Annotated in this window: 18 protein-coding genes; 15 read left to right on the top strand and 3 right to left on the bottom strand. The window is 72.2% G+C overall.

Translation table 11 applies throughout. From position 1 onward, the window contains the following. Positions 1 to 91: 91 nt before the first annotated feature. Positions 92 to 1,084: a phosphotransferase family protein gene (locus AC1DUE_RS06385; RefSeq protein ID WP_477038565.1), complete on the bottom strand. Its 993-nt coding sequence runs from the start codon at positions 1,082 to 1,084 to the stop codon at positions 92 to 94. A gap of 94 nt (positions 1,085 to 1,178) precedes the next feature. Here AC1DUE_RS06385 and AC1DUE_RS06390 point away from each other — a divergent pair, with 94 nt between their 5' ends. The 7 genes from AC1DUE_RS06390 to AC1DUE_RS06420 are packed head-to-tail and all read left to right on the top strand — an operon-like array spanning position 1,179 to position 8,929. Next, entirely contained in the window at positions 1,179 to 2,354 is a 1,176-nt protein-coding gene (locus AC1DUE_RS06390) for a cysteine desulfurase family protein (protein WP_477038566.1), read from the top strand. Next, positions 2,354 to 3,472 (top strand): tRNA 2-thiouridine(34) synthase MnmA, encoded by a 1,119-nt coding sequence (mnmA, locus tag AC1DUE_RS06395; protein ID WP_477038567.1) that lies wholly within the window; start codon positions 2,354 to 2,356, stop codon positions 3,470 to 3,472. The genes AC1DUE_RS06390 and mnmA overlap by 1 nt, the downstream gene beginning before the upstream one ends. Further along, positions 3,469 to 4,497: a uroporphyrinogen decarboxylase/cobalamine-independent methonine synthase family protein gene (locus tag AC1DUE_RS06400; RefSeq protein WP_477038568.1), complete on the top strand. Its 1,029-nt coding sequence runs from the start codon at positions 3,469 to 3,471 to the stop codon at positions 4,495 to 4,497. Before mnmA ends, AC1DUE_RS06400 begins: the two co-directional genes overlap by 4 nt. Continuing rightward, the gene (locus AC1DUE_RS06405) at positions 4,497 to 4,859 is read left to right on the top strand and encodes a hypothetical protein (RefSeq protein ID WP_477038569.1); all 363 of its coding nucleotides are present in this window, start codon (positions 4,497 to 4,499) and stop codon (positions 4,857 to 4,859) included. Before AC1DUE_RS06400 ends, AC1DUE_RS06405 begins: the two co-directional genes overlap by 1 nt. A gap of 46 nt (positions 4,860 to 4,905) precedes the next feature. Next, on the top strand, positions 4,906 to 7,125 hold the full coding sequence (ligA, locus tag AC1DUE_RS06410; RefSeq protein WP_477038570.1) for an NAD-dependent DNA ligase LigA: 2,220 nt from the start codon (positions 4,906 to 4,908) through the stop codon (positions 7,123 to 7,125). A 46-nt stretch (positions 7,126 to 7,171) separates the two neighbouring features. Further along, the gene (locus AC1DUE_RS06415; RefSeq protein ID WP_477038571.1) at positions 7,172 to 8,473 is read left to right on the top strand and encodes a GNAT family N-acetyltransferase; all 1,302 of its coding nucleotides are present in this window, start codon (positions 7,172 to 7,174) and stop codon (positions 8,471 to 8,473) included. 42 nt (positions 8,474 to 8,515) lie between these two features. Continuing rightward, complete coding sequence (locus AC1DUE_RS06420) at positions 8,516 to 8,929, top strand: hypothetical protein (protein ID WP_477038572.1); 414 nt, start codon at positions 8,516 to 8,518, stop codon at positions 8,927 to 8,929. A gap of 6 nt (positions 8,930 to 8,935) precedes the next feature. Here AC1DUE_RS06420 and AC1DUE_RS06425 read toward each other — a convergent pair whose 3' ends face one another. Further along, entirely contained in the window at positions 8,936 to 9,601 is a 666-nt protein-coding gene (locus tag AC1DUE_RS06425; RefSeq protein WP_477038573.1) for a ThuA domain-containing protein, read from the bottom strand. A gap of 10 nt (positions 9,602 to 9,611) precedes the next feature. Further along, entirely contained in the window at positions 9,612 to 10,796 is a 1,185-nt protein-coding gene (locus tag AC1DUE_RS06430; RefSeq protein WP_477038574.1) for an ROK family protein, read from the bottom strand. Between the two features lie 109 nt (positions 10,797 to 10,905). Here AC1DUE_RS06430 and AC1DUE_RS06435 point away from each other — a divergent pair, with 109 nt between their 5' ends. The 8 genes from AC1DUE_RS06435 (at position 10,906) to AC1DUE_RS06470 (ending at position 26,909) form a co-directional block, all read left to right on the top strand. After that, positions 10,906 to 12,435: a sugar ABC transporter ATP-binding protein gene (locus AC1DUE_RS06435; RefSeq protein WP_477038575.1), complete on the top strand. Its 1,530-nt coding sequence runs from the start codon at positions 10,906 to 10,908 to the stop codon at positions 12,433 to 12,435. Then, the gene (locus AC1DUE_RS06440; RefSeq protein ID WP_477038576.1) at positions 12,432 to 13,499 is read left to right on the top strand and encodes an ABC transporter permease; all 1,068 of its coding nucleotides are present in this window, start codon (positions 12,432 to 12,434) and stop codon (positions 13,497 to 13,499) included. The genes AC1DUE_RS06435 and AC1DUE_RS06440 overlap by 4 nt, the downstream gene beginning before the upstream one ends. Positions 13,500 to 13,561: 62 nt before the next feature. After that, positions 13,562 to 14,617, top strand: coding sequence for a substrate-binding domain-containing protein (locus tag AC1DUE_RS06445; protein WP_477038577.1), 1,056 nt, complete (start codon positions 13,562 to 13,564; stop codon positions 14,615 to 14,617). Between the two features lie 70 nt (positions 14,618 to 14,687). Then, entirely contained in the window at positions 14,688 to 15,860 is a 1,173-nt protein-coding gene (locus tag AC1DUE_RS06450) for a Gfo/Idh/MocA family protein (RefSeq protein WP_477038578.1), read from the top strand. 2 nt (positions 15,861 to 15,862) lie between these two features. Then, positions 15,863 to 16,864, top strand: a complete 1,002-nt coding sequence (locus AC1DUE_RS06455) for a sugar phosphate isomerase/epimerase family protein (protein ID WP_477038579.1) — start codon at positions 15,863 to 15,865, stop codon at positions 16,862 to 16,864. Between the two features lie 304 nt (positions 16,865 to 17,168). Then, positions 17,169 to 25,874 (top strand): hypothetical protein, encoded by an 8,706-nt coding sequence (locus AC1DUE_RS06460; protein ID WP_477038580.1) that lies wholly within the window; start codon positions 17,169 to 17,171, stop codon positions 25,872 to 25,874. After that, positions 25,871 to 26,281 carry a pilus assembly protein CpaE gene (locus AC1DUE_RS06465; protein ID WP_477038581.1) on the top strand — a complete coding sequence of 137 codons (411 nt, stop codon included), beginning with the start codon at positions 25,871 to 25,873 and terminating at the stop codon, positions 26,279 to 26,281. Before AC1DUE_RS06460 ends, AC1DUE_RS06465 begins: the two co-directional genes overlap by 4 nt. A 112-nt stretch (positions 26,282 to 26,393) precedes the next feature. Continuing rightward, positions 26,394 to 26,909, top strand: a complete 516-nt coding sequence (locus AC1DUE_RS06470) for a VOC family protein (protein WP_477038582.1) — start codon at positions 26,394 to 26,396, stop codon at positions 26,907 to 26,909. The last annotated feature ends 16 nt before the right edge of the window (positions 26,910 to 26,925 follow it).

Raw genomic sequence — 26,925 nt, forward strand, 5'->3', positions numbered from 1 at the left:
ACGTACCCAACCCCGTTCGGCCGGAGGGGTGAAACCACCCACCGCCGCTGCGCGAGCGTGAGGCGAAGCTGAAGGAGAAGGACGAACCGCCTCAGGACAGGTCGCGCAGCCAGCGCAGCGTCGCCACGGCCTGCGCTGCCTGGAAGCGGCGCAGGTTCGGGATGCCGAGCGGGGGCGGCTGTCGCGAGCCCCACGCGAAGTAGCCCGCGAGCCCGGCCAGGCCCGCGCGCAGGTCGTCGTCGTGCACGCCCTCGGAGACGGCGTGGCCGCGGAAGTTCGTCGCGGCGTCGCCGCCGCCCTGCAGGGCGACGCTCGGGAGCATGAACGCGAGGTCGAGCCAGGGCGCCCCGACGCTCGCGTGCGGCCAGTCGATGAGCCAGACGCGGTGGTCGTGGTCCGGGTCGATGAGCACGTTGTCGGCGCGCAGGTCGCCGTGCACGAGCGCGTCGCCGGAGCAGACGCGCAGGGCCTCCTGCTCCCAGAGCACGAGCTGCTCGCGGTTGTCGTACGCCCACCGGCCGAGGTCGCCGGCCACCTCGGCGTACCGCTCCTGGTCCGAGTCGTCCAGCGCCGTCAGCCTGCGCCAGCCCGTGAAGTCGTCGGCCAGCAGGTCGTCCGTGCGGGGCAGCTGGTGACCGGGCAGGGGCTCCGCGTCCGCGAGCGCGCCGAGCGCGTCGGCGACCGCGTCCAGGTCCGCACGCTTCCACGGCAGCTCGGGCGAGCGGCCGTGGATCACCTCGAAGCCGAGGATCACCCAGTCGTCGTCGTCCGACGACCACAGCAGCCGGGGCGCCGGCACCTGCGGCGGCAGGCTGCGGGCCACGCGGATCTCGGCGCGGGCCAGGTCGGGGGACAGCGGGTTCTGCTCGCCGGAGACCGCCTTGACGAAGACGCCGCGCCCGTCGGCCAGCTCGAGGACCGCCGCGAAACCGGGGCTGAAGCCGCTGGTCGCGCTGATCTCGGCGGTGACCTGGGAGCCGGCCAGCTCGGCGATCCGGGTCCGGATGTGCCGCGGCAGGTCACGCCAGTCCAGCCGCTGGCCGCTGAAGGCGAGCGGGAGGGCAATGACGTCGTCGGCACTCACGCGGCACATCCTGCCAGGGAATGTCGAGACCCTGACGGGTGATCCCACGGACCGGCGGACGGATGCGCTCTCATCGGTTCGTAGACTGGGCCGGGTGAGCGTGTATCTCGACCATGCGGCGACCACGCCCATGCTCCCGGAGGCCTCGCGAGTGCTCGTCGAGCACCTCGCGCGCACCGGCAACCCCTCGTCGCTGCACGCGTCCGGTCGGGCTGCGCGACGGGTCGTCGAGGAGTCGCGCGAGCAGCTCGCCGCGTCGCTCGGCGCACGGCCCAGCGAGGTCCTGTTCACCGGCGGCGGGACCGAGGCGGACAACCTCGCCGTCAAGGGTCTCTTCTGGGCACGACGGACGCACGACCTGCGACGACGCCGGATCCTGGTGTCGGCCGTCGAGCACCACGCGGTCCTCGACCCGGCCTTCTGGATGGCCGAGCACGCGGGCGCCGAGCTGGTGCTCCTGCCGGTGGACTCGGACGGCGTGCTCGTCGTCGAGGCGCTCGCGGAGGAGCTGGCGCAGCACGGCGACGAGGCGGCGCTCCTGTCGGTCATGTGGGCCAACAACGAGGTCGGGGCCCTGCAGCCGATCTCCGAGGTCGTCGCGCTCGCGCACCAGCACGGGGTCCCCGTGCACGCCGACGCGGTCCAGGCCGTGGGGCAGGTGCCGGTCGACTTCGGTGCGTCCGGGCTGGACGCCCTCACGATCTCGGGGCACAAGGTCGGCGGCCCGGGCGGTGTCGGGGCGCTCCTCGCGCGCCGGGGGCTCGAGCTGACGCCCGTGCAGCACGGCGGCGGCCAGGAGCGTGGGGTGCGGTCCGGGACGCTCGACGCGGCCCTGCTCGCCTCCTTCTCGACGGCGGTCTCCTCGGCCGTGTCGTCGCAGGCCTCCTTCGCCTCGCGCGTCGGTGCCCTGCGGGACTCCCTGATCGACGGCGTCCTCGCGGCCGTCCCCGGCGCGGTGCTGCGCGGTCCGCGGTCGGATCGGCTGGCCGCGAACGCGCACTTCACTTTCGGGGGCTGCGAGGGCGACTCGCTGCTGTACCTGCTCGACTCGGCGGGTGTCGAGGCGTCGACCGGTTCCGCGTGCCAGGCCGGCGTGCCGCGGCCCAGCCACGTCCTGCTGGCCATGGGCGTCGACGAGCTCGAGGCGCGGGGCGCGCTGCGGTTCAGCCTGGGCCACACGTCCGTCCCGTCGGACGTGTCCACCCTGCTCGAGGTCCTCCCCGGGGTCGTCGACCGCGCCCGCGCCGCCGGCCTGGCGGCGGTGTCCTGATGCGCGTCCTGGCAGCTCTCTCCGGTGGCGTCGACTCGGCGGTCGCGGCCGCGCGCGCGGTCGACGCCGGGCACGACGTCGTCGGCGTGCACATGGCCCTGTCGCGCACGCGGGACCAGTTCCGCACCGGCTCGCGCGGCTGCTGCTCGATCGAGGACGCCGGCGACGCCCGACGCGCCGCCGACGTGCTGGGCATCCCGTACTACGTATGGGACCTCTCGGAGAAGTTCGAGGACACCGTCGTCGCCGACTTCGTCGCCGAGTACGAGGCCGGCCGCACCCCTAACCCGTGCGTGCGCTGCAACGAGCACATCAAGTTCGCGACGCTGTTGGACAAGGCCGTCGCTCTCGGCTTCGACGCGGTGGCCACCGGGCACTACGCGCGCATCGCGCTCTCCGACGACGGCACGCGCGAGCTGCACCGGTCCGTCGACCCCGCCAAGGACCAGTCCTACGTCCTCGCGGTCATGGGGCCCGCCCGCCTCGAGCGGTCGCTGTTCCCGCTCGGCGACGTCGTCTCCAAGGAGGAGACCCGTCGGGAGGCGGCCGCACGCGGGCTGTCGGTGTCGGCCAAGCCCGACTCCTACGACATCTGCTTCGTCGCCGACGGGGACACCCAGGGGTTCCTGCGCTCGCGGCTCGGGTCGCAGCCGGGAGAGATCGTCGACGAGTCCGGCGCGGTGCTCGGCACGCACGACGGCGCGTACGCGTACACCGTCGGGCAGCGTCGGGGGCTCGCCATCGGCAGGCCCGCGCCCGACGGGAAGCCGAGGTACGTGCTGTCGGTGGAGCCGGTCAACAACCGGGTGGTCGTCGGATCGGCGGTCGACCTCGCCGTCGACGTCGTGCAGGCCGACCGGGCCGTCTGGTTCGCTCCGGTCTCGTCGACCTTCGAGTGCTCGCTGCAGGTCCGGGCGCACGGTGCGGCCGTGCCTGCGCGCGCCTCCGTGCTGCCCGACGGGTCGGTGTCCGTCGCGGTCGACGGCGCGCTGCGCGGCGTCGCGCCGGGGCAGTCCGCGGTGCTCTACGACGGCACCCGCGTGCTCGGTCAGGCGACCGTGACCGCGGCCGTGCGTTCCGCCGCCTCCGCCGCAGCTCCTGTCGGCGTCTCCCGGTGAGCGGCAGACCGTCCGTCACCGGGACCGGGCCGTGGCCGGGCACCGACGTGCTCGAGGCGCAGACCGTCGTCGTCGGCGACCTGCTCGACACGCCGTCCGAGGTGGCCGGGGTGCCGTTCACGGTGTCCTTGGCGGCACGCGGGCCGTGGGGAGATCCGGTGGGGCGGGCGTCGTCGTTGCTCGCCGACCTGCCCACCGAGCTCGGCGCCCACGGCTGGAAGCTCGCGGACCGTCCGGGCCGGGACCTGGCGCGCGCGCAGGCGCTCGGGCGCGAGGACCTCGACGCGCTCGCGGTCGCCGCGCACGGGTACGCCGGGCCGCTCGTCGTGCCCGTGCTCGGGCCGCTCACGCTCGCCGCGTCGCTCTACCTGGCACGCGGTGACCGGGTCCTGTCCGACACGGGAGCCGTGCGCGAGCTGGCCGCGTCCTTGTCCGACGGGCTCGCCGAGCACCTCGCCGCGCTCGGCCGTGCCGTGCCGGGGGCGGTGCCGACCGTGCTCCTGCACGAGCCGCTGCTCGCCCAGGTGATGGCCGGGGTGCTGCCGTCCTTCTCGGGCTACTCGGCGCTGCGCTCGGTCCCGGGCCCCGTCGCGGCGTCGCACCTCGCGACCGTGGCTTCCGCCCTGCGCGCCGCCGGAGCGGCGTCCGTGGTCGTGCACGGCGGGACGGCGTGGTCGTCGATCGGCGCGATCCGGGCGTCCGAGGCCGACGGGTTCGCGCTCGCCGTCACGGCGCTGGACGACCGGTCCTGGGAGCGCGTCGCCGAGACCGTCGAGGGCGGGCTGGCGTTCTGGCCCGAGCTGCCCCCGCAGGCGTCGTCGCAGTGCGCCGGACCTGATGTCGCCGGGCAGGCCGACCTCCTCCTGCGGCCGTGGCGCTCGGTCGGCCTGCCGTCGGTGGGGCTGCGCGACGTGGTCCTCCTGGCCGGCGACGCCACGGGCGTCGGCTCGCCCGACGACGCGCGCGCGGTCCTCGGCGGGCTGGTGCGCGCCGCGCGGCTCGTCGCCGAGCGGGCGGAGTCCTGATGCGTCGCCCGCTGGTCCTGCTGATCGCCTCCGCCGCCGCTCTCGTGGGCCTGGTGATGCTCGCGGCCGCCTTCATCGGCCTCGGCACCAAGACGCTCGAGGTCTCGGAGACCGGCGACTCGCCCTGCCTCCAGGCGGTCGCGCAGGAGCTGCCGGGATCGAAGATCCACTACACGGTCGTCCCGCCGCAGAGCATCTGCACCTTCGAGGACTCCGGGACGTCGACCTCCGTGGTCGTCGCAGCCGCGTCGCCCGGCACCGCCGGCCTCGGCGCGGCCCTCGCGGTCGGCGGCGCGGCCGTGTGCGTCGGCGTGCTCCTCGCACCCCGGTTCCGTCGGGAGCGTGACCGGTCACGCGAGTGACGCGGCGGAGCGTTCGCGTGTGGGCGGCGCACGCCATGATGGGACCGTGAGCGAAGAGATCGACGACGCCCCCGCACCTGTGAGCGCCTCCGCGGACCGGGAGATCCCGGCCGAGGCCCGGCACCGGTGGACCGAGCTGGCAGACCTGATCGACGCGGACCAGTTCGCGTACTACATCCGCGACGCCCCGGTGTCGTCGGACAAGGAGTACGACGAGCGGCTGCGCGAGCTCCAGGCGCTCGAGGACGAGCACCCCGGCCTGCGGACGCCGGACTCCCCGACGCAGCGGGTGGGCGGCACGTTCTCCACGGAGTTCGCCTCCGTCAGCCACGTGGAGAGGATGCTCTCGCTCGACAACGCCTTCTCCGACGAGGACATCGCCGCCTGGGCGGACCGGGTGCACCGCGACCTGGAGGCGGACGCGCAGCTGCACTACCTGTGCGAGCTGAAGATCGACGGGCTCGCCATCGCGCTGCTGTACGAGAAGGGCCGGCTGACGCGGGCCGCGACGCGGGGGGACGGTCGCACGGGGGAGGACGTGACGCTGAACGTCCGGACCATCTCGACGATCCCGGACACGCTGGGCGGAGACCTGGCGACGCACCCGGAGCTGATCGAGATCCGCGGCGAGGTGTTCCTGCCCGTCGAGGCGTTCGCGCAGCTCAACGCCTCGCAGGTCGCGGCGGGCAAGGCGCCGTTCGCCAACCCCCGCAACGCGGCCGCGGGCTCGCTGCGGCAGAAGGACCCGCGGGTGACGGCGTCGCGTGACCTGCGGATGTACGCGCACGGGATCGGCGCCCTGCGGTGGGCCCCGGGCGGCGGCGTCGGGATCGAGCGTCAGTCGCAGGTGTACGACCTGCTCGCGTCCTGGGGTGTCCCCGTCTCCGGCCACACGAAGGTCGTGCAGGGTCTGCCCGGGGTGCGGGAGATGATCGCCTACAACGGCGAGCACCGGCACGACGTCGAGCACGAGATCGACGGCATCGTCGTCAAGGTCGACGAGATCGCGCTGCAGCGACGCCTCGGCGCGACGAGCCGCGCACCCCGGTGGGCGATCGCCTACAAGTACCCGCCGGAAGAGGTGAACACCAAGCTGCTCGACATCCGCGTGAACGTCGGACGCACGGGCCGGGTCACGCCCTTCGGCGTGATGGAGCCGGTGTTCGTGTCGGGTTCCACGGTCGAGATGGCGACGCTGCACAACGCCAGCGAGGTGAAGCGCAAGGGCGTCCTGATCGGGGACACCGTGGTGCTGCGCAAGGCGGGCGACGTCATCCCCGAGATCGTCGGGCCCGTGGTGGACCTGCGGGACGGCACCGAGGTCGAGTTCGTCATGCCGACGCAGTGCCCGTCGTGCGGGACGACGCTCGCGCCGAGCAAGGAGGGCGACGTCGACATCCGCTGCCCCAACACCCGCTCCTGCCCCGCCCAGCTGCGCGAACGCCTCTACCACGTGGCCTCGCGCGGCGCGTTCGACATCGAGGCGCTCGGCGAGCAGGCCGCCAACAGCCTGCTGGCGGCGGGCGTCGTGACGGACGAGGGCGACCTGTTCGCCCTGGGTGCCGACGACCTGCGCAAGGTCCCGCAGTTCACGCTCTCGACCAGCTCGAAGGTGGCGGGCCGGCAGCGCGAGGCGGGAGACCTGAACGCGATCGGTCAGGCGCTGCTCACCAACCTCGAGAAGGCCAAGGAGCAGCCGCTGTGGCGGGTCATCGTCGCCCTCTCGATCCGGCACGTGGGACCGAGCGCCGCCCGCGAGCTGGCCAAGCACTTCGCGACGCTGGACGCGATCCGCGAGGCCGGCCAGGACGAGCTGGCCTCCGTCGAGGGTGTCGGGCCGACCATCGCGACGGCCGTCCGCGCGTGGTTCGACCAGCCCGAGGACGACGACAAGTGGCACGCGGAGATCGTCCGGAAGTGGAAGGACGCGGGCGTCCGGATGCAGGACGAGCGCGACGAGTCGATGCCCCGCACCCTCGAGGGCCTGACCGTCGTGGTCACCGGCGGGCTCGAGCGGCTCAACCGCGACGAGGCCAAGGAGGCGATCCTGGCGCGCGGTGGCAAGACGTCGAGCAGCGTCTCCAAGAAGACGGACTACGTGGTGGTCGGGGAGAACGCGGGGTCGAAGGAGACCAGGGCGCGCGAGCTCGGCCTGCGGATCCTCGACGAGGCCGGCTTCGAGCGTCTGCTCGCGGAGGGCCCCGCCGGGGTCGGGGAGGCGCCGGCCGACGAGAGCGACGGCGCACCGGACGAGGCGGGCGAATGAGCAGGGGCCCCACCCACCCGGTGGCGGTGCCGTGAAGGTGGCACAGGTGACCGGGCCGACCGTCCGGCCGGCGCGGCACGACGAGATCGCGGGCGCCGGGGCACTGACCGCCGAGGCGTACCTGGCGGACCGGCTGCTGGACGAGGACGACGAGTACGAGGCCCAGCTGCGGGACGCCACGCGGCGAGCCCGCGAGGCGATGCTGCTGGTCGCGACGATCCCGTGCGAGGAGGCGGACGGCAGCGAGACGGTCGTCGGCACGGTCACGCTCGCGCCGTACGGCACGGAGTACGCCGAGATCGCGGAGCCCGGCGAGCTCGAGGTGCGCATGCTCGCAGTCGCCCCGCGCGCACGTGGCCGTGGCATCGCGGAGGCTCTGATGCGTGCGGCGCTCGGCTACGCGGTCGCGTCCGGCGCCCGGCGGGTGGTGCTCTCGACGCTGGACTCGATGGTCACCGCGCACCGGCTCTACGCCCGGCTCGGCTTCGTCGCTGTCCCGGAGCGCGACTGGGGCCACGAGTACGTCCACCTGCGGGTCCAGACCTGGACCCCGCCCGAGGCGCCGGGTGCGCTGGCGGAGACGCGGACGTGGCCGCCGCTGCGGGTCGTCGAGGTCGACGGGTGGCGCGTGGGCGTCTCCGACGGGCTGACGCGGCGCGGCAACAGCGCCCTGCTGACCGGCAGGCCGACCGATCCGGTAGCCGCGCTGGACCAGGTCGAGCAGGTCTACGCGGACGCGGGTCTGCTCAGCACCGTGCGTGCGCCGCGCCCGCGGCTGGTGGAGGCCGGCGGGACCGATCGGGTCGATGCGGAGCGCACGTGCACGGAGGTCGCCGGCCTGCTCGACGCCCGCGGCTACCGCAGCGTCTCGGAGACCGACGTGCTGGTCCGGTCCCTCGTCGACGAACCTGCGCTCCCCGGCCGGCTCGCCCTCCCGGGCCTGCAGATCACCGCCCGCGACGAGCCCGACGACGACTGGCTGGCCCTCTGGCTCGGAACCAAGGACGACACCGCAGACCGCGAGACGGGCCGGGCGATCCTCACGGGCGCCCCGGCGAGCTACCTGTCGATGACGTCGACCTACGACACCACGCCGGTCGCGGTGGTCCGGGTGGCGCGCGTCGACGACTGGGCTGCCCTGTCGTGCCTCGTGGTGCACGGCTCAGCCCGCCGTCGTGGCCTGGCGCGGGCCGTCACGCTGAGCGCGCTGCACGACGGTCGTGAGGCCGGGGCGCGGCGCGCGTTCCTTCAGGTGGAGGCGCACAACGCGGCCGCGGCGGCGCTCTACTGGGGCCTGGGCTTCCAGCCCGCCGACCGCTATTCCTACCGGGTGCGCGACCCGCGCTGACCGGCCCCTCAGCGCGGCGCCCTTCTGATCGATAGAAGGGGTGTGACCCACCGCCCGACACCCTCCGCCAGCAGCCCGGCCCGCAGCGCATCCGCGCGCAGACGCCGGGTCGCGGGAGTCGCCCTCGCCGCGGTCCTCACGGTCGCGGCCCTCGCGGGCGCGGCTGCGACCGGCGTCATCGCCGTGGCACCGGGCGGGGCGACCGGCCCAGTGCCGACGCACGCGACGACGACCCACGACGCGGTCCCGGCACCGGCGACGAGCGCGCCGCGGGGGACCCAGACGATCGTCGTCACTGTCCCCGACCTCCAGCAGGAGGTGCGAGAGATGGGCGCGGCAGCGCCGTACGGCCTTCGTCGGGCCGCGTGCCACCAGGAGACCGCGATGGATGACGAGAGCAAGGAGCCGCTCGCGACGTGCCTCGCGGACATCCCGCAGGACGCCCCGCGCCCCTGAGGCCGGTCAGGCGCTCGGTCGGGCCGCCCAGAGCAGTCCGCGCTCGATGATCGTGCGGACGGCCGGCAGCTCGAGGTCCGCCAGCTGGTGCCCAGGCGCGCAGACGAACACCCGCCCCTGACCCCAGCGACGCGTCCAGACCGCTGGCGAGACCACCGGGCCGTGCCAGTGGTCGTCGGGACCGGGGGAGATGGTGGTGGTCGCGAGCACGTCGTTCAGGTCGTCGGCGAGCAGCCAGTACTGCTCGGACCGGAGGGCGAAGTCGGAGATCCCCGCGACGAGCGGGTCGTCCGCGCGCGACGGGAGGATGTTGACGGTGTGGTCCACGATCCCGCCGGGGTGCGCCGCGAACTGGGCACCGACGAGCTGCAGGTAGTCGGTGGCCATCCGGAACGAGTCGACGATCCCGCCGTGCCACCCGGCGAACCCGGTCCCGGCGGCGACGGCGTCGCGCAGCCCGTGCAGCTCGTCGGCGAGGATCTCGCCCATGGTCCAGCACTGCACGATCAGATCGGTCGCAGCCATCGTCGAGGCGTCGGCGTAGACCTCGAGCGACCCCTCGACGGTGACGTCGAAACCGCTGTCGCGCAGGAAGGGCAGGAAGAGGTCGACGGCCTCAGCGGGGGCGTGCCCGTCCCATCCGCCGCGGACGACTAGGGCGTTCTGGGTCACAACACTCTCCTCAGGAGATCAGGGAGTCGATGGCGGCGGCGGACAGGACGTGGTCGGACGCCATCGCCGACGCGCCGAGCACGCCGGCGCGGCCCTTGGTGCGGGACGCGACGATGCGCAGGTGCTGCGTCGCCAGCGGCAGAGATCGACGGTAGACGACCTCGCGTATGCCGGCCAGCAGGTGCTCCCCGGCTTCGGCAACGATGCCACCGATCACGATCACGGACGGGTTCAACATGCTCACGCAGGCGGCGAGCACGTCGCCGATGCGCCGGCCGGCCTCGCGGACCTCACGGCTGGCGTCGGGGTCGCCGGCCCGCACGAGGGCGACCACGTCGGCGCTCGTCGTGGCGTCCACGCCGAGCGCCCGCAGCGCGTCGGCGATCGCCGGCCCGCTCGAGACGGCCTCCAGGCAGCCGAAGTTCCCGCAGCGGCAGGGCAGGTCGGGCCCGCCGGGGACGGCGATGTGCCCGAGGTCCCCGGCCGCGCCCTGGGCCCCGCGGCGGATCTGGGCGTCGGAGATGATCCCTGCGCCGATCCCGGTGGCCACCTTGACGAACAGGAGGTGGTCGACGTTGGGCCACTGCGACGTGTGCTCGCCGAGGGCCATGACGTTGACGTCGTTGTCGACCAGGACGGGCACGTGCAGCAGCCGCCGCGACAGGTGGCCGGGCACGTCGGCGTCGTCCCAGCCGGGCATGATCGGCGGGTTGATCGGCTTTCCGGAGGAGTGCTCGACGGGCCCGGGCAGCCCGACCCCGACGCTCACGAGGTCGGTCAGGGGGCGACCGGCGTCCTCGAGCAGCTGGTGGCCGAGCGACACGACGCGGTCGAGCACGACGGTCGGACCCTCGGCGATCGCGATCGGTTCCCCGATCTCGGCGAGCACGGTCCCGACGAGGTCGGTCAGCGCGAGACGCGCGTGCGTGGCGCCGAGGTCGACCGCGAGGACGACACGAGCGGCGGGGTTGAACGCGAACGTGGCAGGCGGCCTGCCTCCGGTCGAGGTGGCCTCTCCAGCCGGCGCGACGAACCCCGAGGAGAGCAGGAGCTCGACGCGCGCAGCGATCGTGGAGCGGGCCTGACCGGTGAGAGTTGCCAGGTCGGAGCGGGTGCGCGGCTGCCCGTCGCGCAGGAGCTGGAACATCTCCCCGGCGCCGGTCGGCTTGGGGGCGAACTTGAGGAGCTCGTCCATGCGCACAGTGAATCATCTCGCCTTGTGTAGGTCACGTTCGCGTAACTCTGACACATAATCGTCGACTTTTGCTTGACGGACGACAGAAGTCAGTCCTACGTTTTCCGACATGGTCAGTGCAGACCCCACGCCCGACACCCCAGTGCTTCTGCAGATGCGCGGCATCGTGAAGCAGTTCCCCGGCGCCCGGGCGCTCGACGGCGTCGACCTCGAGATCCGTGCCGGCGAGGTCCACTGCCTGCTCGGTCAGAACGGTGCCGGCAAGTCCACCCTCATCAAGGTCCTGGCGGGCGCCCACCAGCCCGACGAGGGCGAGATCCTCGTCGACGGTCGGCCCGTCACGATCCCGCACCCGGTCGCCGGCCTGAAGCTCGGCATCGCGACGATGTACCAGGAGCTCGACGTCGTCGACGGCCTGACGGTCGCCGAGAACATCTACCTCGGCCACGAGCTCTCGGTCGGCGGCTTCTCGCAGCGACGCGCGGTGACGGCGAGCACGCGGGCGATCCTCAAGCGGCTCGGCCACGGCGACATCTCGCCCCACCGCGAGGTGGGCCAGCTGTCCGCCGCCGGCAAGCAGATCGTCAGCATGGCCCGCGCCCTGTCGCACGACGCCCGGGTGATCGTGATGGACGAGCCGTCGGCCGTACTCGACTCGGAGGAGGTGGAGAACCTGTTCCGGGTGGTCCACGAGCTCACGAGCTCGGGCGTCGCCATCGTCTACATCTCCCACCGGCTCGACGAGATCCGGCAGATCGGTGACCGGATCACAGTGCTCAAGGACGGCCGGACGGTCGCGACGAGCCTGTCCGTCGCCGAGACCCCGACGACCGACCTCATCCGGCTGATGACCGGCCGCAACGTCGAGTACGCGATCCCCCCGCGGCCGCAGGTCCCCGACGACGCGGCGACGCTCCTGCACGTCGAGGGTCTCAGCCTCGCAGGCTCGTTCAGGGACGTCTCGTTCGACGTGCGCGCCGGTGAGGTCGTCGGCCTCGCCGGGCTCGTCGGCTCCGGCCGCACGGAGATCCTCGAGACGATCTTCGGTGCGCGCAAGAGGACCGCGGGCACCGTCTCGGTCGGGACCGAGACGCTGCGAGCGGGCTCGGTGAGCGGGGCGGTCAAGGCGGGCATCGGGCTCTGCCCCGAAGAGCGCAAGAGCCAGGGCCTGATCCTCGACGAGCCCGTCTACCGGAACATCACCCTCTCCACCTTCGCGCGCACGGCGAACGCGTCGTTCCTCGACGAGGCCTCGGAGCGCCGGGTCGCCAAGGAGCAGATCGACGCGCTCGACGTCCGGCCGTCCGACCCCGCTCGCGCTGCGCGGACGCTGTCCGGTGGCAACCAGCAGAAGGTGCTCCTCGCGCGCTGGCTGGTGCACGGCTGCCGGGTCCTGCTCCTGGACGAGCCCACCCGGGGCGTCGACGTCGGCGCCCGGTCCGAGATCTACGGCCTGATCGCGGAGCTCGCGAAGGGCGGCGCCGCGGTCGTCGTGGTGTCGAGCGAGATCGCGGAGGTGATCGGTCTGTCCGACCGGATCCTGGTGGTCTCCGAGGGTCGCGTGGTCCACGACGGGCCGGCGGCCAGCATCGACGAGCACCGCGTGCTCGACCTCGTCATGGAAGGAAGTGCCGCGTGAGTGAGCAGACGACCCCGGGGGCAGCCGTTCCGGGCCGCTCCATGACCGACGCCGTCGACGCGCCCGCGCCGGCCGACGGTCCCGCGAAGCCGCCCCGCAGAGGGATCCTGCACGGCCCGGCCGGACGGAACCTCGGCCTGGTGATCGCCCTCCTCGCCATCTGCATCTTCGGTGTCGCGACGGCGGGCGAGCGGTTCGCGAGCGTCGAGAACGCGCTGACCATCCTGCGCCTCGCGTCGGTCACCGGCGTCGTGAGCATCGGGATGACGTTCGTCATCATCGGCGCGGGTATCGACCTCTCGGTCGGCTCGGTGATCGGGCTGGCGTCCGTCTGGGCGTCCACGCTGGCGACCCAGACGATGGCGCAGAACCTCAACTGGGGCGTGATGGTCATCACCGCGCTCGCGGTGGGCCTCGCAGCAGGTCTGATCAACGGGGTGCTCATCGCCTACGGCAAGGTGGTCGCGTTCATCGCGACGCTCGCCATGATGGTCTCCGCCCGCGGCCTCGCCGAGATCATCGCCCAGCGCAAGACGCAGGTGGTCTCGGTCCAGGGGTTCCTCGACTTCTTCCGCGGCGACCTCATCGGTATCCCGACGCTCGTCTGGATCTTCGTCCTGGTCTCCGTGGCCGGGTGGATCCTGCTCAACCGGACCACGTTCGGGCGCCGCACCATCGCTGTCGGTGGCAACCCTGAGGCGGCCCGCCTGGCGGGCATCAAGGTCAAGCGCCACACGATGTACCTCTACGCCCTCTCCGGCCTCGGGGCAGGCATCGGCGGCGTGATGATGCTCGGCCGCACCACGGCGGGCAGCTCCACGAACGGCTTGTTCCTCGAGCTCGACGTCATCGCTGCCGTCGTCGTCGGCGGCACGCTCCTGGTCGGCGGCCGCGGCACGATCGTCGGCACCGTCCTCGGCGTCCTGATCTTCACGACGCTCTCCAACGTCTTCACGCAGAACAACTTGTCCAGCTCGGCCCAGGCCGTGGCCAAGGGCGTGATCATCGTCGTCGCCGTGCTGCTCCAGCAGCGCATCGCAAGTCGCTCCCCAGCAAGAACCTGACGACACCCCCGTCGTCGACAAGCAGCACCTCACCCCGCACGTCCGATCAAGGAGGATCAGTCATGTCCGCACCTCTGCGTCACCGGTGGCTCGCCATTGCCGGCGCCACCGCAGCCATCGCGCTCATCGCCGCGGGTTGTACGTCCAACACGCCCGAGGAGACCGAGGACACCGGCGCCGCGGAGGCGCCCGCCGCTGCCCCGGGTGGGAACGACGAACCGGGCGACCAGGTCACCATCGCGTTCTCCGGCCCCGCGGCCGACCACGGCTGGCTCGGCGCGATCAACTCTGCCGCCAAGGCCGAGGCCGAGAAGTACTCCGACGTCGACTTCGTCATGGCCGAGGGCACCAACGACGTCAGCGTGCAGATCAGCCAGATCGAGCAGTTCATCAACGACGGCGTCGACGCGATCGTGCTCCTGCCGAGCGACGGCGCGGCACTGACCGAGGTCGCCACGAAGGCGATGAAGGCGGGGATCCCCGTGGTCAACGTCGACCGCGAGTTCAGCGACCCGAACGCGGCCCGCACCACGGTGCTCGGCGACAACTACGGCATGGGCGTCAGCGCCGGCGAGTACATCTGCGAGCAGATCGGCGGCACGGCCGGTGCCAAGGTCGCCGAGATCGCGGGCATCGACTCGCTGCCGCTGACGCAGGACCGCAGCCGGGGCTTCAAGGACGCACTCACCAAGTGCGGTCTGAAGGTCGACGCCCGCGTCGCCGCGGACTTCACCGTCCAGGGTGGCGAGGAGGCGGCCGCCGAGCTGCTGCAGGCTCAGCCGAAGCTCGACGCCATCTGGAACCACGACGACGACCAGGGCATCGGCGTGCTGGCGGCGATCGACGCCGCCGGTCGTGACGAGTTCTTCATGGTCGGCGGTGCCGGCTCGAAGAACGCGATGGACGCCATCAAGGCGGACAACACCGTGCTCAAGGCGACGGTCATCTACCCGTCGACGCAGGGTGCCGACGGCGTCAAGCTCGCGCGGCTCCTCGCCCAGGGCAAGGGCATGAGCGACCTGGTGGACGGCGAGGCTCCCCGCACGGTCCAGCTGTACGCGCCCATCGTCACCAAGGAGAACGTGGACCAGTACCTGCCCATCGGCTTCGCGTCCTGACCTCCGACCAGTCTCTGCCGGGCGGGCCGTCCGCGGTCCGCCCGGCAGCACCGACAGAAAGGCAAGAGACATGACAGACCGTCTCGGCGTCGGCATGGTCGGCTACGCCTTCATGGGCGTCGCGCACTCGCAGGCCTGGCGCAACGCACCGCACTTCTTCGACCTGCCGCTGCATCCGGACATGGCGGCGATCGCCGGTCGCGACGAGGCCGCGGTGACCGCTGCGGCGACGCGGCTCGGATGGTCGAGCGTGGAGACGGACTGGAAGGCGCTCGTCATCCGCGACGACATCGACCTGGTCGACATCTGCACGCCCGGCGACACGCACGCCGAGATCGCCATCGCGGCGCTCGAGGCCGGCAAGCACGTGCTCTGCGAGAAGCCGCTGGCCAACAGCGTGGCCGAGGCCGCGGCGATGGCGGAGGCGGCCGAGGCTGCCCGCGCCAACGGTCAGCTCGCGATGGTCGGCTTCACCTACCGGCGCGTGCCGGCGATCCAGCTGGCCCGCCAGCTCGTGGCCGACGGCCGGATCGGCACGGTGCGGCACGTGCGCGCGCAGTACCTGCAGGACTGGATCGCGGACGCCGACGCACCGCTGTCCTGGCGCCTGGACAAGCAGAAGGCCGGCTCGGGGGCACTGGGAGACATCGGCGCGCACATCGTCGACCTCGCGCAGTTCGTCACCGGCGAGCGGGTGACCGGGGTGTCGGCGATCCTCGAGACGTTCGTGCACGAGCGGCCCGTCGCCGCCGCGCACAGCGGCCTGCACGGCACGGCCGGCACCTCGATGGGTCCCGTGACGGTGGACGACGCCGCGATCTTCCTGGGCCGGATGTCCGGCGGGGGAGTGGCGACGTTCGAGGCGACCCGGTTCGCGTGGGGCCGCAAGAACGCGATCCGACTCGAGATCAACGGCTCGGCCGGCTCGCTCGCGTTCGACTTCGAGGACATGAACGTCCTGCACTTCTTCGATGTCGCGCAGCCCGCCGTCGAGGCCGGCTTCCGGCGCATCGTCGTGACCGAGCCCGAGCACCCCTACGTGGGAGCGTGGTGGCCCGCGGGGCACGGGCTCGGGTACGAGCACGCATTCACGCACCAGGCCGTCGACCTGGTGACCGCGATCGCGGAGCGGCGCCAGCCGGAGCCGAGCTTCGCGGACGGCCTGCGCATCCAGCGCGTGCTCGACGCCGTCGAGCGGTCGGCTGCTGACCGCAGCACCTGGACCCCGGTAGAGGAGAGCTGACGATGTCCCGACCGATCACGCTGTTCACCGGCCAGTGGGCAGACCTGCCCTTCGAGGAGGTCGCACGGCTCGCCTCCGGCTGGGGCTACGACGGCCTCGAGATCGCCTGCTGGGGAGACCACCTGGACCCCTGGCGCTGGGACGACGACGAGTACGTGGCCGGCAAGCTCGCGCTGCTGGAGAAGTACAACCTCAAGGTGTGGGCGATCTCGAACCACCTCAAGGGCCAGGCCGTCTGCGACGACCCGATCGACCAGCGGCACCGGGACATCGTCTCGGACCGCGTCTGGGGCGACGGTGACCCCGAGGGCGTCCGGCAGCGGGCGGCCGAGGAGATGAAGCACACCGCGCGGCTGGCGGCGAAGCTCGGCGTCGACACCGTCGTCGGCTTCACCGGGTCGAGCATCTGGAAGTACGTCGCGATGTTCCCGCCCGTCGGCGCGGACACCATCGAGGCGGGCTATCAGGACTTCGCCGACCGCTGGAACCCGATCCTCGACGTGTTCGACGAGGTCGGCGTCCGGTTCGCGCACGAGGTGCACCCCAGCGAGATCGCCTACGACTACTGGACCACCGTGCGCACGCTCGAGGCGATCGGGCACCGGCCCGCGTTCGGGCTGAACTGGGACCCCAGCCACTTCGTCTGGCAGGACCTGGACCCGGTGGGCTTCCTCTGGGAGTTCCGGGACCGGATCTACCACGTGGACTGCAAGGACACGAAGAAGCGTCTGGGCAACGGCCGCAACGGCCGCCTGTCCAGCCACCTGCCGTGGGGCGACCCGCGGCGCGGGTGGGACTTCGTGTCCACCGGCAACGGGGACGTGCCGTGGCAGGACTCCTTCCGGGTGCTCAACTCGATCGGCTACTCAGGACCGATCTCCGTGGAGTGGGAGGACGCCGGGATGGACCGGCTCGTCGGGGCGCCGCAGGCCCTGGAGTTCGTCCGTCGCAACGCGTTCGACGCGCCGGCTGCGTCGTTCGACGCGGCCTTCAGCAACCGCTGACGACCGGCGGAAGAACAGCTGAAGACCCACTGAACAGACCCGCTCAGGCGGGGCCGCGCGCGTATGGGAGCACGCGCGCAGCTCGGGGGAGACGGAGCGAGCGTCGTCCGGGACCGTGGTTGAGGGGCCACGACGGACGATGCTCGCTTCGTGCGTGTTCGCGTCGGGTCGGACCCTGACCCTGTCGGATCGTGTCCGATCGTGAATGAATGATGGGTCACGTGTGACGGGTGAGGCAGGTGTTGTCGCGGGTGAGATCCGGTCAAATGGGGCCGAACAGCACGGAATCAGGCACCATACGAGGATGACTGGCGCCCACGCGGTCCAGGACGTACGTGCTCCGTGGGTGCGTGCGTCGGTGCTGACCTGCGTTCTCGCGCTCGTCGCGGTGCTGTTCGGGCCGATCACTGCGGCCGTCGCGGCACCCGGGATCCTGCTGTCCAAGGACGCACCCGGCGAGGTCCTGGCGGGGCAGCCGATCACCTTCACGCTCACGGCCACGAACCCGCCGAGCAACCCGGACGCGGCGCCGGAGTACAACCTCGCGTTCCGTGACGTCATCCCGTCGGACGTGACCTACGTCGGCGGCTCGACGACTCCAGCGGGCGCCGGCGACCCGGTGCAGTGGACCGACCCCGACACCGGCATGACGACGCTGACGTGGACCAACGTCACGGACCTGTCGGTGAACGGCGCGACGACCCTGACGTTCCAGGTGATGCCCGACCCGGTGGTCTACCCGGTGGGCACCACCGTCGAGAACACGGCCGACGTCTACAGCAGCACCGATCCGTTCGTCGCGCCGGAGTTCGACGAGCTCGGCGTTCTCGTGCCCGGCACCGCGACCGAGACCGCGACCTCCAACCCGACGACGACCCTCATCTCGGCGCTCCAGATCACCAAGGACGAACCGAGCCCCGAGGGCGAGCTGCTGCGCGGGGTTCACGACAACGACACCGTGTACTCGCTCACGATCGAGTCCGCCCCGGCGGCGGGCAGCACCGGGCTCGTCGTGACCGACTACATCCCCGCGCGGCTGGAGTACCTCGGCTGCGGTGGCGTGGACAACTCGGCGACCCCGGAGTTCCCGGGTGCGCCCTCGCTGACCGCGACGCCGACGCCGGCCGACTGCCTGACCCCGACGTCGGTGACGACGGTCCAGGACCCGCCGCCGAACGGCACGACCACCTACCCGCCGGGCGTCTACACGCGCGTGGAGTGGTCGATCCCGGACATCGCGGCGTCGAGCACCTTCACGCTCCGGTACGCGGCCGGAGTCCCGCTGCGCGCCAACGTCATGTTCCCGGACCCGGCTCCGGGCGGGCTGCTCCAGACCGCCAACCTCGACAACAACACGGGCGCGTCGACCCGCGAGACCGCCACGGAGCTCGGCGCGACGAACGTCGCCCAGGTGACCGGCACCTTCCAGGGCACGACGGCACCCGGCGTCCCGGCGACGGTCTCGGCCTCCGACACGCTGACGGTCTCGATCGAGGACGTCCGGATGCGCAAGACCGCCGACCGCTCGGAGTTCCTCTCCGGCGGCACGGTGCGCTACACCCTCACCGTCGAGTCCAGCGAGTACGTGAGCGCCGCCGACATCGTCCTGGCCGACACGCTTCCCAACGGCACCTGCCCGCTCGGCGGTCCGGGGACGAACTACTCGCCCGGCGCCAACCCCTTGTGCGACGGCGGGCGCGCACCGGCGCCGTCCGTGCCGATCGCGACGGCCACGTTCAACGTCGACGGCACCTTCGACATCACGTTCGACGCGCTGGCCGAGGGGCCTGACGCGACGACGACGGTCTCCTACTCGGCCGCGATGCTGCCCACCTACCTGGGTGGCGCGCTGGTCGGGCAGGCGACGGCGACGGGCGACTCGTTCACCAACGACGCGTCCCTCACGGCGACGACCACCCCGGTCGCCGGCACGGGCGAGACGGGCACCGTGACGGTGGAGGACGAGTCCGAGTGGACCCTGACCACCGGCTCGGAGTCGATCGACAAGCTCATCGCGCCGCGCTCGATCTCGGGTGGCACGTGCCCGACGGACGCCGGCGTCTACGGCGAGCCGGCAGCGTTCGCGCCCGAGGAGACCCTGTTCCTCAAGGGTGACCGCGTGTGCTACCTGCTGACGGCCAACTTCTCGCCCCTGACCGAGACGCGCAATCCTCAGGTCACGGACTTCCTGCCCCCCGGCATGACGTACGTGAACGGGTCGGCGACCGCCGCGGCCACGAACGCCGATGCTCCGTTCACGGTGACCTCGAGCACGAGCGCGGTGCAGTTCCTGATCGGCACGCCCGGACCGGCGGGCAACCGGTTCGTCGACCCGGGCGCCGTGTTCGCGGTGGTGATCCAGGCGAACGTGACGAGGGCCGCGCCGGGCACGACGGCGCTGACCCGGTCGAACCTCATGAAGCTGCGGGCGGAGAACTCCGCGGGCATCACCGAGACGCTCCGCGACAGCCTCGTCATGCAGGGGGCGCCGGTCCCGCCCGTCCAGGTGGTCAAGGGCGTCGAGTCGGTCGACGCACCCGCCAGCGGCCCGAACCCCGCGAACAGCAACGTCGACGGCTCCGAGGTGCGTGCCGGCTCCGTCGCCACCTTCCGGATCGACCTGACCAACGGCGGCGTTGCGGGTACCGCCAACGGCTACGAGGTCGGCGCGCTGGACGTCTGGGACAAGCTGCCCGTCCAGCTCACCTGCGACGACATCGACGAGAGCACGGTGCGGTACGAGCCTGCGCAGGCCGTGCCGCCGACCGTCGTCTGCACCGACCCGGGCGAGCCCGGGCACCCCGCGTTCCTGGGTTCGGCCGACCTGAGCCTGCTGCGAGTCACGTTCCCGATCGACGGCACGCAGCCGGACCTGTCGGGCCAGGGCATCGGGCCGGGCGCGACGCAGTCGATCCTCTACGACACCACGATCCCCGACCCGGCGGGCGTCGGGACGGTCTACACCGACACGGCCTACGTGAGCAGCTACCAGGCGCTGACCAACGTCCCGGGTGGCGGCACGGTCACGTTCTACCCCCGGCAGAACGTGAACCTGGCGGTCCTCCCGACACAGTGGGACGCCCCGGCCGCCTCCGACCCGTCGAACGTGCGGGTCCCCGGGCCCGAGGTCGACAAGTCCGCGACGACGTCGGTCGTCGAGACGAACAACGACCTCGAGAACGAGGCGACGATCGGGGAGCTCGTCACCTACACCTACGGGGTGCGGATCCTCGCGGGTACGGCGGCGTACGACGGTGTGCTGCAGGACCCGCTGCCGACGGGCTTCGTGCAGGTCGGACCGGCCACGCTGACGTACCACCCGGACGCCGACAGCGCGGCGACCGCGCCGGTCCCGGCGGGGGTCACGATCGACCCGGACACGGGCACGGTGACGTTCCCGTCCACGTACAACAACGCGACCGCGGTGGACCAGCGGTTCGAGGTGGTCCTGCCGGCCCAGGTCACGGGCGCCGCGATGAGCACGGCGCAGAACAACCTGCAGGTGATCAACACCGCCCGGTTCGTCAGCCTGGAGACCCTCGGCGGCTCGGCACTGCCGCCGGCCACGGCGTCGTGGACCATCACGGTCCGCCAGCCGCGCCCGGACGTGACGAAGGCGAACGACTCCGACGGGCCTGTCCCCGGCGGCACCACCGTCGCATACACGGTGAGTGCGCGGAACGTGAACACGGACGGCTCGGGCGCCACGCGCACGCCGCTGCACGACACGTTCCTCGTCGACTGCCTGCCCGCGGGAATGATCTTCGACGCCTACGGCGCCGACCCCGGTGCGGCGCCGGCGGCGGGTGGTACGGCCAACGGCTGCGTCGCGGGCACGACCGCGCTCGTCTGGAACGTCGGCACGATCGAGCCCGGGGCCACGGCGACGCGCACCTACACGGCGATCGTGCCGCTCGACGCGATCGCCGGGACGACGTACGTCAACAACGTGACGCTCTCGGGGTCCACGCTCGACGACGGCAAGGCGAGCCCGACCGACCCCGACAACCCGGACGAGCGCGTGGTCACCGACACCGCGTCGTCGACGGTGCCGATCGTCGGTGCGGACATCACCAAGTCGGTCACCCCGGACCGGGCGACCATCGGCCAGGAGGTCACCTGGCGGGTGGACGTCGAGATCTCACCGAACACCACCTACTTCGACGCCACCCTCGTCGACCACCTGCCGGCGGGTGTGGACGACGTCGCCATCACGGACTACGGGTGCCAGGTGCTGACCACCCCGGCGACGGACTGCACGATCGTGCCGGTCCGGCTGAACGACGCCGCCGGGCCGGGAGGCTCGACCCTCGTCGCCTGGAACTACGGCGACCTCCCGCCGAGCGTCGACATCCGCATCGTCTCGGTCACCTACACCGGCAAGATCGCCGACGTGCCGGGGAACGTCGCCGGCGTCACCCTGACCAACACGGCGCACACCGCGTGGAACGTCAGCCCCGACAGCCCGAACGACGACCCGCAGTCGGCCGACGCGCCGTTCGACACGACCGGGCCGTCGGCGAGCGCGACGGTGACCGTCATCGAGCCGCAGGTGACGGTCGACAAGGCGGTCAGCGACGCGACGCCCGGTCCGGCCGACTCGTTCGAGTACACGATCACCGCGCACAACTCGCCCGACCCCACCTCGAGCGACTCGTGGAACGGGGTCCTGCAGGACGTCGTGCCCGTGGGCGTCGTGGTCGACCCCGACAGCATCGCGTTCGGCGGCGTGCTGACCGGGGACGACCCGGTCCGTGGTGGTGGCCTGATCACGTGGGACACGCGCGGCCTGGCCATCGCCTACCCCCCCGGCGCCGACGTCACGGTGACCTACGAGGCGACGCTCGCGCCGTCCGAGGACATCGACGCGACACCGCTGGTGAACACGGTGACCGTCACCAACTACGAGTCGCTCGAGTCGGGCGGGCGTGTCTACAGCGGACCCAGCGCGACCGCGCAGGTCGTGCCCGCGTTCCCGCAGCTGACGACCGTCAAGACCGCCGTGTCGCCGGCCCCCGCCTACATCGGCTCGCCCTTCACCTGGCGCGTCGCGACCACGAACACCGGGACGGCGCCGGCGTTCGGCATCGACATCACCGACACGCTCCCGGCGGGCTGGGAGTACGTCCCGGGCAGCTCGCAGCTGACGGCCGCGACAGGCACCACGTCCGCGCACGCCGACCCGCTGGTCGCCCTCGGGGTCGCGGTGTGGTCGGACCTGGGCACCCTGCAGCCGGGTCAGAGCGCCAGCATGACGTTCCAGCTGCGGCCCACGACCGCGGTCCTGCCCAACGTCGGTTCGACGGTGCCGCAGCTCAACCAGGCCCGCACGATCGGTGAGGACGCCACCGGTGCCACGGGGAACCTCGACGGCCCGTACGACAACGGCCAGGTGACCGCCCAGACGCGCATCGACTCGGCCGACGTCCAGGTCACCAAGACGCACGCGTCGCCGGTCGTGGCGGGCGCCAACGCCCGATGGACCCTGACCGTGCGCAACAACGGCGCGGATCCCGCCGTCGGCCCGTTCACGGTGACCGACACCCTGCCCCCGGGCACGGGCTTCGTCTCCGCGTCGGGAACCGGCTGGACCTGCGGTGCGCCCGTCTCGGGCGTCGTCAGCTGTGCGCGGACGACCCCGCCGGGGACCCTGGCCTCGGGCGCGTCCTTCCCGGTGATCACCGTGGTGACGTCGATCCCCGCCGCGACGCCCAGCGGCACGACGTTCACCAACGGCGCGACGGCGAACGCCCGGACGTACGACGCGAACACCGCGAACAACTCCACGACCGACGCGGTCACGATCACGACGAGCGCCGACCTGGCGATCACCAAGACCCATGCGGGTCCGGGGGTCGCGGGGCAGGACACCGCGTGGACCATCGGCGTGCACAACAACGGGCCCTCGGACTCGCAGCCGACCATCACGGTGAGCGACACGCTGCCGGCCGGCACGACGTTCGTCTCGGCGGTCGGCGTCGGATGGTCCTGCGCCCCGCCGGTCGGGCAGACGTTCAGCTGCACGCGGTCCACGGTGCTGGCCTCGGGTGCGGTCGCGCCGCAGATCCTCGTGGTCGCCCACATCTCGTCCGGCCTGACCGGGACCCTCACCAACTCGGCGACCGTGACGGGGACCACGCCCGACCCGGTGCCCGCGAACAACACCGCGACGAGCCCGTTGACGATCACGACCTCCGCCGACCTCGCCATCCAGAAGACGCACACGGGCGCGTTCACGCCGGGCACCCAGGGCACGTACACGTTCGCCGTCGTGAACAACGGACCCTCCGACGCCGCCGCACCCGTCACGATCACGGACACGCTGCCCGACGACCTGACGTTCGCCTCGACGGTCGACCCCACGGGGACGTGGACCTGCTCGGCGGCCGGCCAGCTGGTGACCTGCACCCTGGCCGGGTCGCTGGCCCTGAACGCGTCGACGACCGTGAGCATCGTCGTCGACGTGGACCCGGCCGCCGGCGCCGGCTCGTTCGAGAACACCGCGACCGTCGACTCGCCGACGCCGGACCCGAACCCCGTCAACAACACCGACACGGACGACACGTCCTTCAGCTCGATCTCGGACCTCGCTCTGGACAAGTCGCACACCGGGCCGGTCGACGCCGGAGCGAACGTCGTCTGGACCCTCCAGGTGTCGAACCTCGGCCCGTCGGCGACGGTCGGGCCGATCACGGTCGCGGACGGACTGCCCGACGACGTCGACTACGTCTCGGCGACCGGCGTCGGATGGACGTGCTCCGCCGTCGACCAGGTGGTCACGTGCACGACGCCGGACGGCATCGCCGGCGGTACGCCCGGCTCGCCGGCGCTCGCCGAGCCGATCACTCTCACCGCGTTCGTCCACGCGGACGCCGGGCCGTCGATCATCGTCAACCAGGCGTCGGTGGACGGGCCGCAGGCGGACCCGGACCTGAGCAACAACGACGCGAGCGACCCGGTGATCGTGCGCGACGAGGCCGACGTGAGCGTGGTGAAGACCGTCACGAGCCCGGCACCGTATCTCGCGGGCACCCAGGTGACGTACACCCTCACGGTCGGGAACGCCGGCCCGTCGTTCGCCGACGACCTGCACGTCGTCGACACCCTGCCGCCGGGGATGAGCGGGGTGAGCGGATCGGGTCCGGGCTGGACCTGCGTGGTGTCGACGACCGAGATCGTCTGTGACCGTCCCGTCCTCGCCGCGCCCGTCGCATCGCCCGTGAACACCAGCGTCATCACGGTGACCGGGCAGATCGGGGCCGACGTGCTCGACGGGACGACGCTCACCAACACCGCGGTCGTCGGGACGGCGACCACGGACACCGACCCGAGCAACAACCAGGACGACGAGTCGATCTCGGTGGCCGCCGCGGCCGACCTCGCGATCACCAAGTCGCACCCGGCCGGTCGGTTCGACGCCGGCCAGGAGGTCCCGTTCACGATCGTCGTCACCAACAACGGGCCCTCCGACGCCCTGGCGCCGATCGAGGTCACGGACACGCTGCCGCCCGGGTTCACCTACGTCTCCTCGTCGGGACCCTGGACGTGCACACCGAACGGTGCCGGCACGACCGTCGTCTGCGACCTGGACGGCGTCACGTCGCTGGCCGCGGGTGCGACGGCGCCGGACCTCGTGGTCACGACGCAGATCGACCCGTCCGCGTCCGCGGGACCCGTGCTCAACACGGCGACCGTCGACTCCCCGACGACCGATCCCGACCCCGGCAACAACACGACGACCGACCCCGTGCTCGTGCAGCAGGCGGCCGACGTACGCATCCTCAAGACCCACACCGGCGCGGTCCGGGTCGGCGACGACGTGACGTTCCACCTCACCGTGTTCAACGCCGGCCCGTCGGACGCCCAGGACGTCGTCGTCAACGACCCGCTGCCGCGAGGCCTGACCTACGTCTCGGCGACCGGAACCGACTGGACCTGCACCACGATCCTCACCGTGGTCCGGTGCGCGTACGACCTGCCGCTGCCCGCCAACCGGTTCGCACCCCAGATCGACCTCGTCGTCACGGTCGGCCCCGAGGCGTTCCCGACGGTCCGGAACATCGCCGACGTCGACACGAGCACGGACGGCGACAACCGGGACGACAACATCGCCACGGACGACCTCGGAGTCCCGGCGCAGGTCGACCTCTCGATCACCAAGACCCACGCGGCGGACTTCGTGGTCGGGAGCAGCGGCGCCTGGGCGATGCTCGTCAGCAACGCGGGCCCCACCGACGACCCCGGTCCCGTCACGGTGACCGACACCCTCCCGGCCGGCACGACGTTCGTGTCGGCGAGCGGACCGGGCGCGACGTGCACCGCGGCCGGTCAGACGGTCACGTGCGTGCTCGCGGACGGCGTCACCATCGCCACGCCGGTCACGATCACCCTGGTGGTCTCGGTGCAGGCCGACGCCTACCCGAGCGTGACCAACGCGGTCACGGTGGGCACCGACGCCGAGGACCTCGACCCGGACAACAACACCGCGACCGACGACGTGGACGTCCTCGGGCTGTCGAAGCTGGCGATCGTCAAGGACGTCGTCGGCATCCCGGGCACGCAGCCGGTGTTCGACCTCACCGTCACCAACCTCGGGCCCAACGCGACCACCGCACCGGTGACAGTGACCGACCAGCTGCCCGTCGGCCTGACGTACGTGAGCGCCACGGGAGTCGGCTGGACCTGCAACGCGGTGTCGAACGCCGTGACCTGCACGTACTCGGCGTCGCTCGCGGTCAGCCAGTCCGCGCCGTCCGTCCGGGTGCAGACGACCCTGACCGCGCCGCCGGGAACGAGCGTCGTCAACGTCGCGACCGCGACCGGCGGACAGCCGCTGTGCCCCGACTGCGTCCCGGTCTACGTGCAGGACGACGCCACGGTCGTCGCACCCGACGACTCGACGCTGTCGGCCACCGGCACGGACGCCCTCGCCTGGGCGATCCTCGCGTTCGTCCTGCTGGGCGGCGGCATCGTGATGGTCGGCGTGTCCCGTCGGAGGTGGATCACATGATCAGCGTCGCGCGTGCCGAACAGCTGCACGGGGCCGGACTGACCTGGCACCCGCGGCCCGGGGACGCGTTCGCGGTCCGCGTGCTCGAGGACCAGGTGTTCACGATCGCGGACATGGTGGTCGAGCCGCGCGAGTACCCGACCGGCACGGTCCTGGGTTTCAACGGGACGACCGAGTGGGCGCTCGACTCGGTGCGCCAGGAGGACGCGCTGTGGCTGCCGCGCGAGGACCAGCTGCGCGAGCTCCTGGGCGGCACGTTCCGCAGCCTGGCGCGCTCGACCTTCGGGGGCTACCAGGTGCTCGTCGAGCTCGCCGGCCGTCCTGAGCAGGTCTTCTCGGCCGACGACGCCGCCGACGCGTACGCCCAGGCTGTGCTGGCCCTGGTGACCGCCGCGGTGGGCGGCTGACCCGGAGAACTTTCTCGGTCGTCGGTGTCGAGAACGTCGCGGCGGCTCCGACCTCCTCGTGAACGACGGCGCGGGCACCGGGCCACGCGTCGCACACACCGGAGGTACCGAGATGTCCATCACGCCGTTCCTGTGGTTCGACGACGAGGCGGAGCAGGCCGCCGAGCGCTACGTGTCGATCTTCCCCAACTCCCGCATCGTCTCCGTCGCCCGCTTCAACGCGGACGCGCCGCAGCCGGCCGGTCCGGCGATCAACGTGACCTTCGTGCTCGACGGGCTCGAGATCCAGGCGCTCAACGGCGGACCCGGGCACCCGCACTCCGACGCCTTCTCGCTGCAGATCATCGTCCCCGACCAGCAGGAGACCGACCGCGTGTGGGACGCGCTCCTCGAGGGAGGGGGCACCCCGGGTCCCTGCGGGTGGCTGACGGACCGGTGGGGGCTGTCCTGGCAAGTGATCCCCGAGGCCCTGCCCGAGCTCATCTCCGACCCCGACCCCGAGCGCGCCAACCGCGCCCTGAACGCCATGTTCACGATGACCAAGATCGACGTCGCCGCGCTGCAGGCGGCCGCCGACGGCGCGTCGACGGTCGGGGCGGGCGCGGGGACGTCGGCCGGACGCGACTGAGGGGTGGGGGGAGCGG

The organism is Cellulomonas sp. P4_A2 (genome assembly GCF_056402515.1).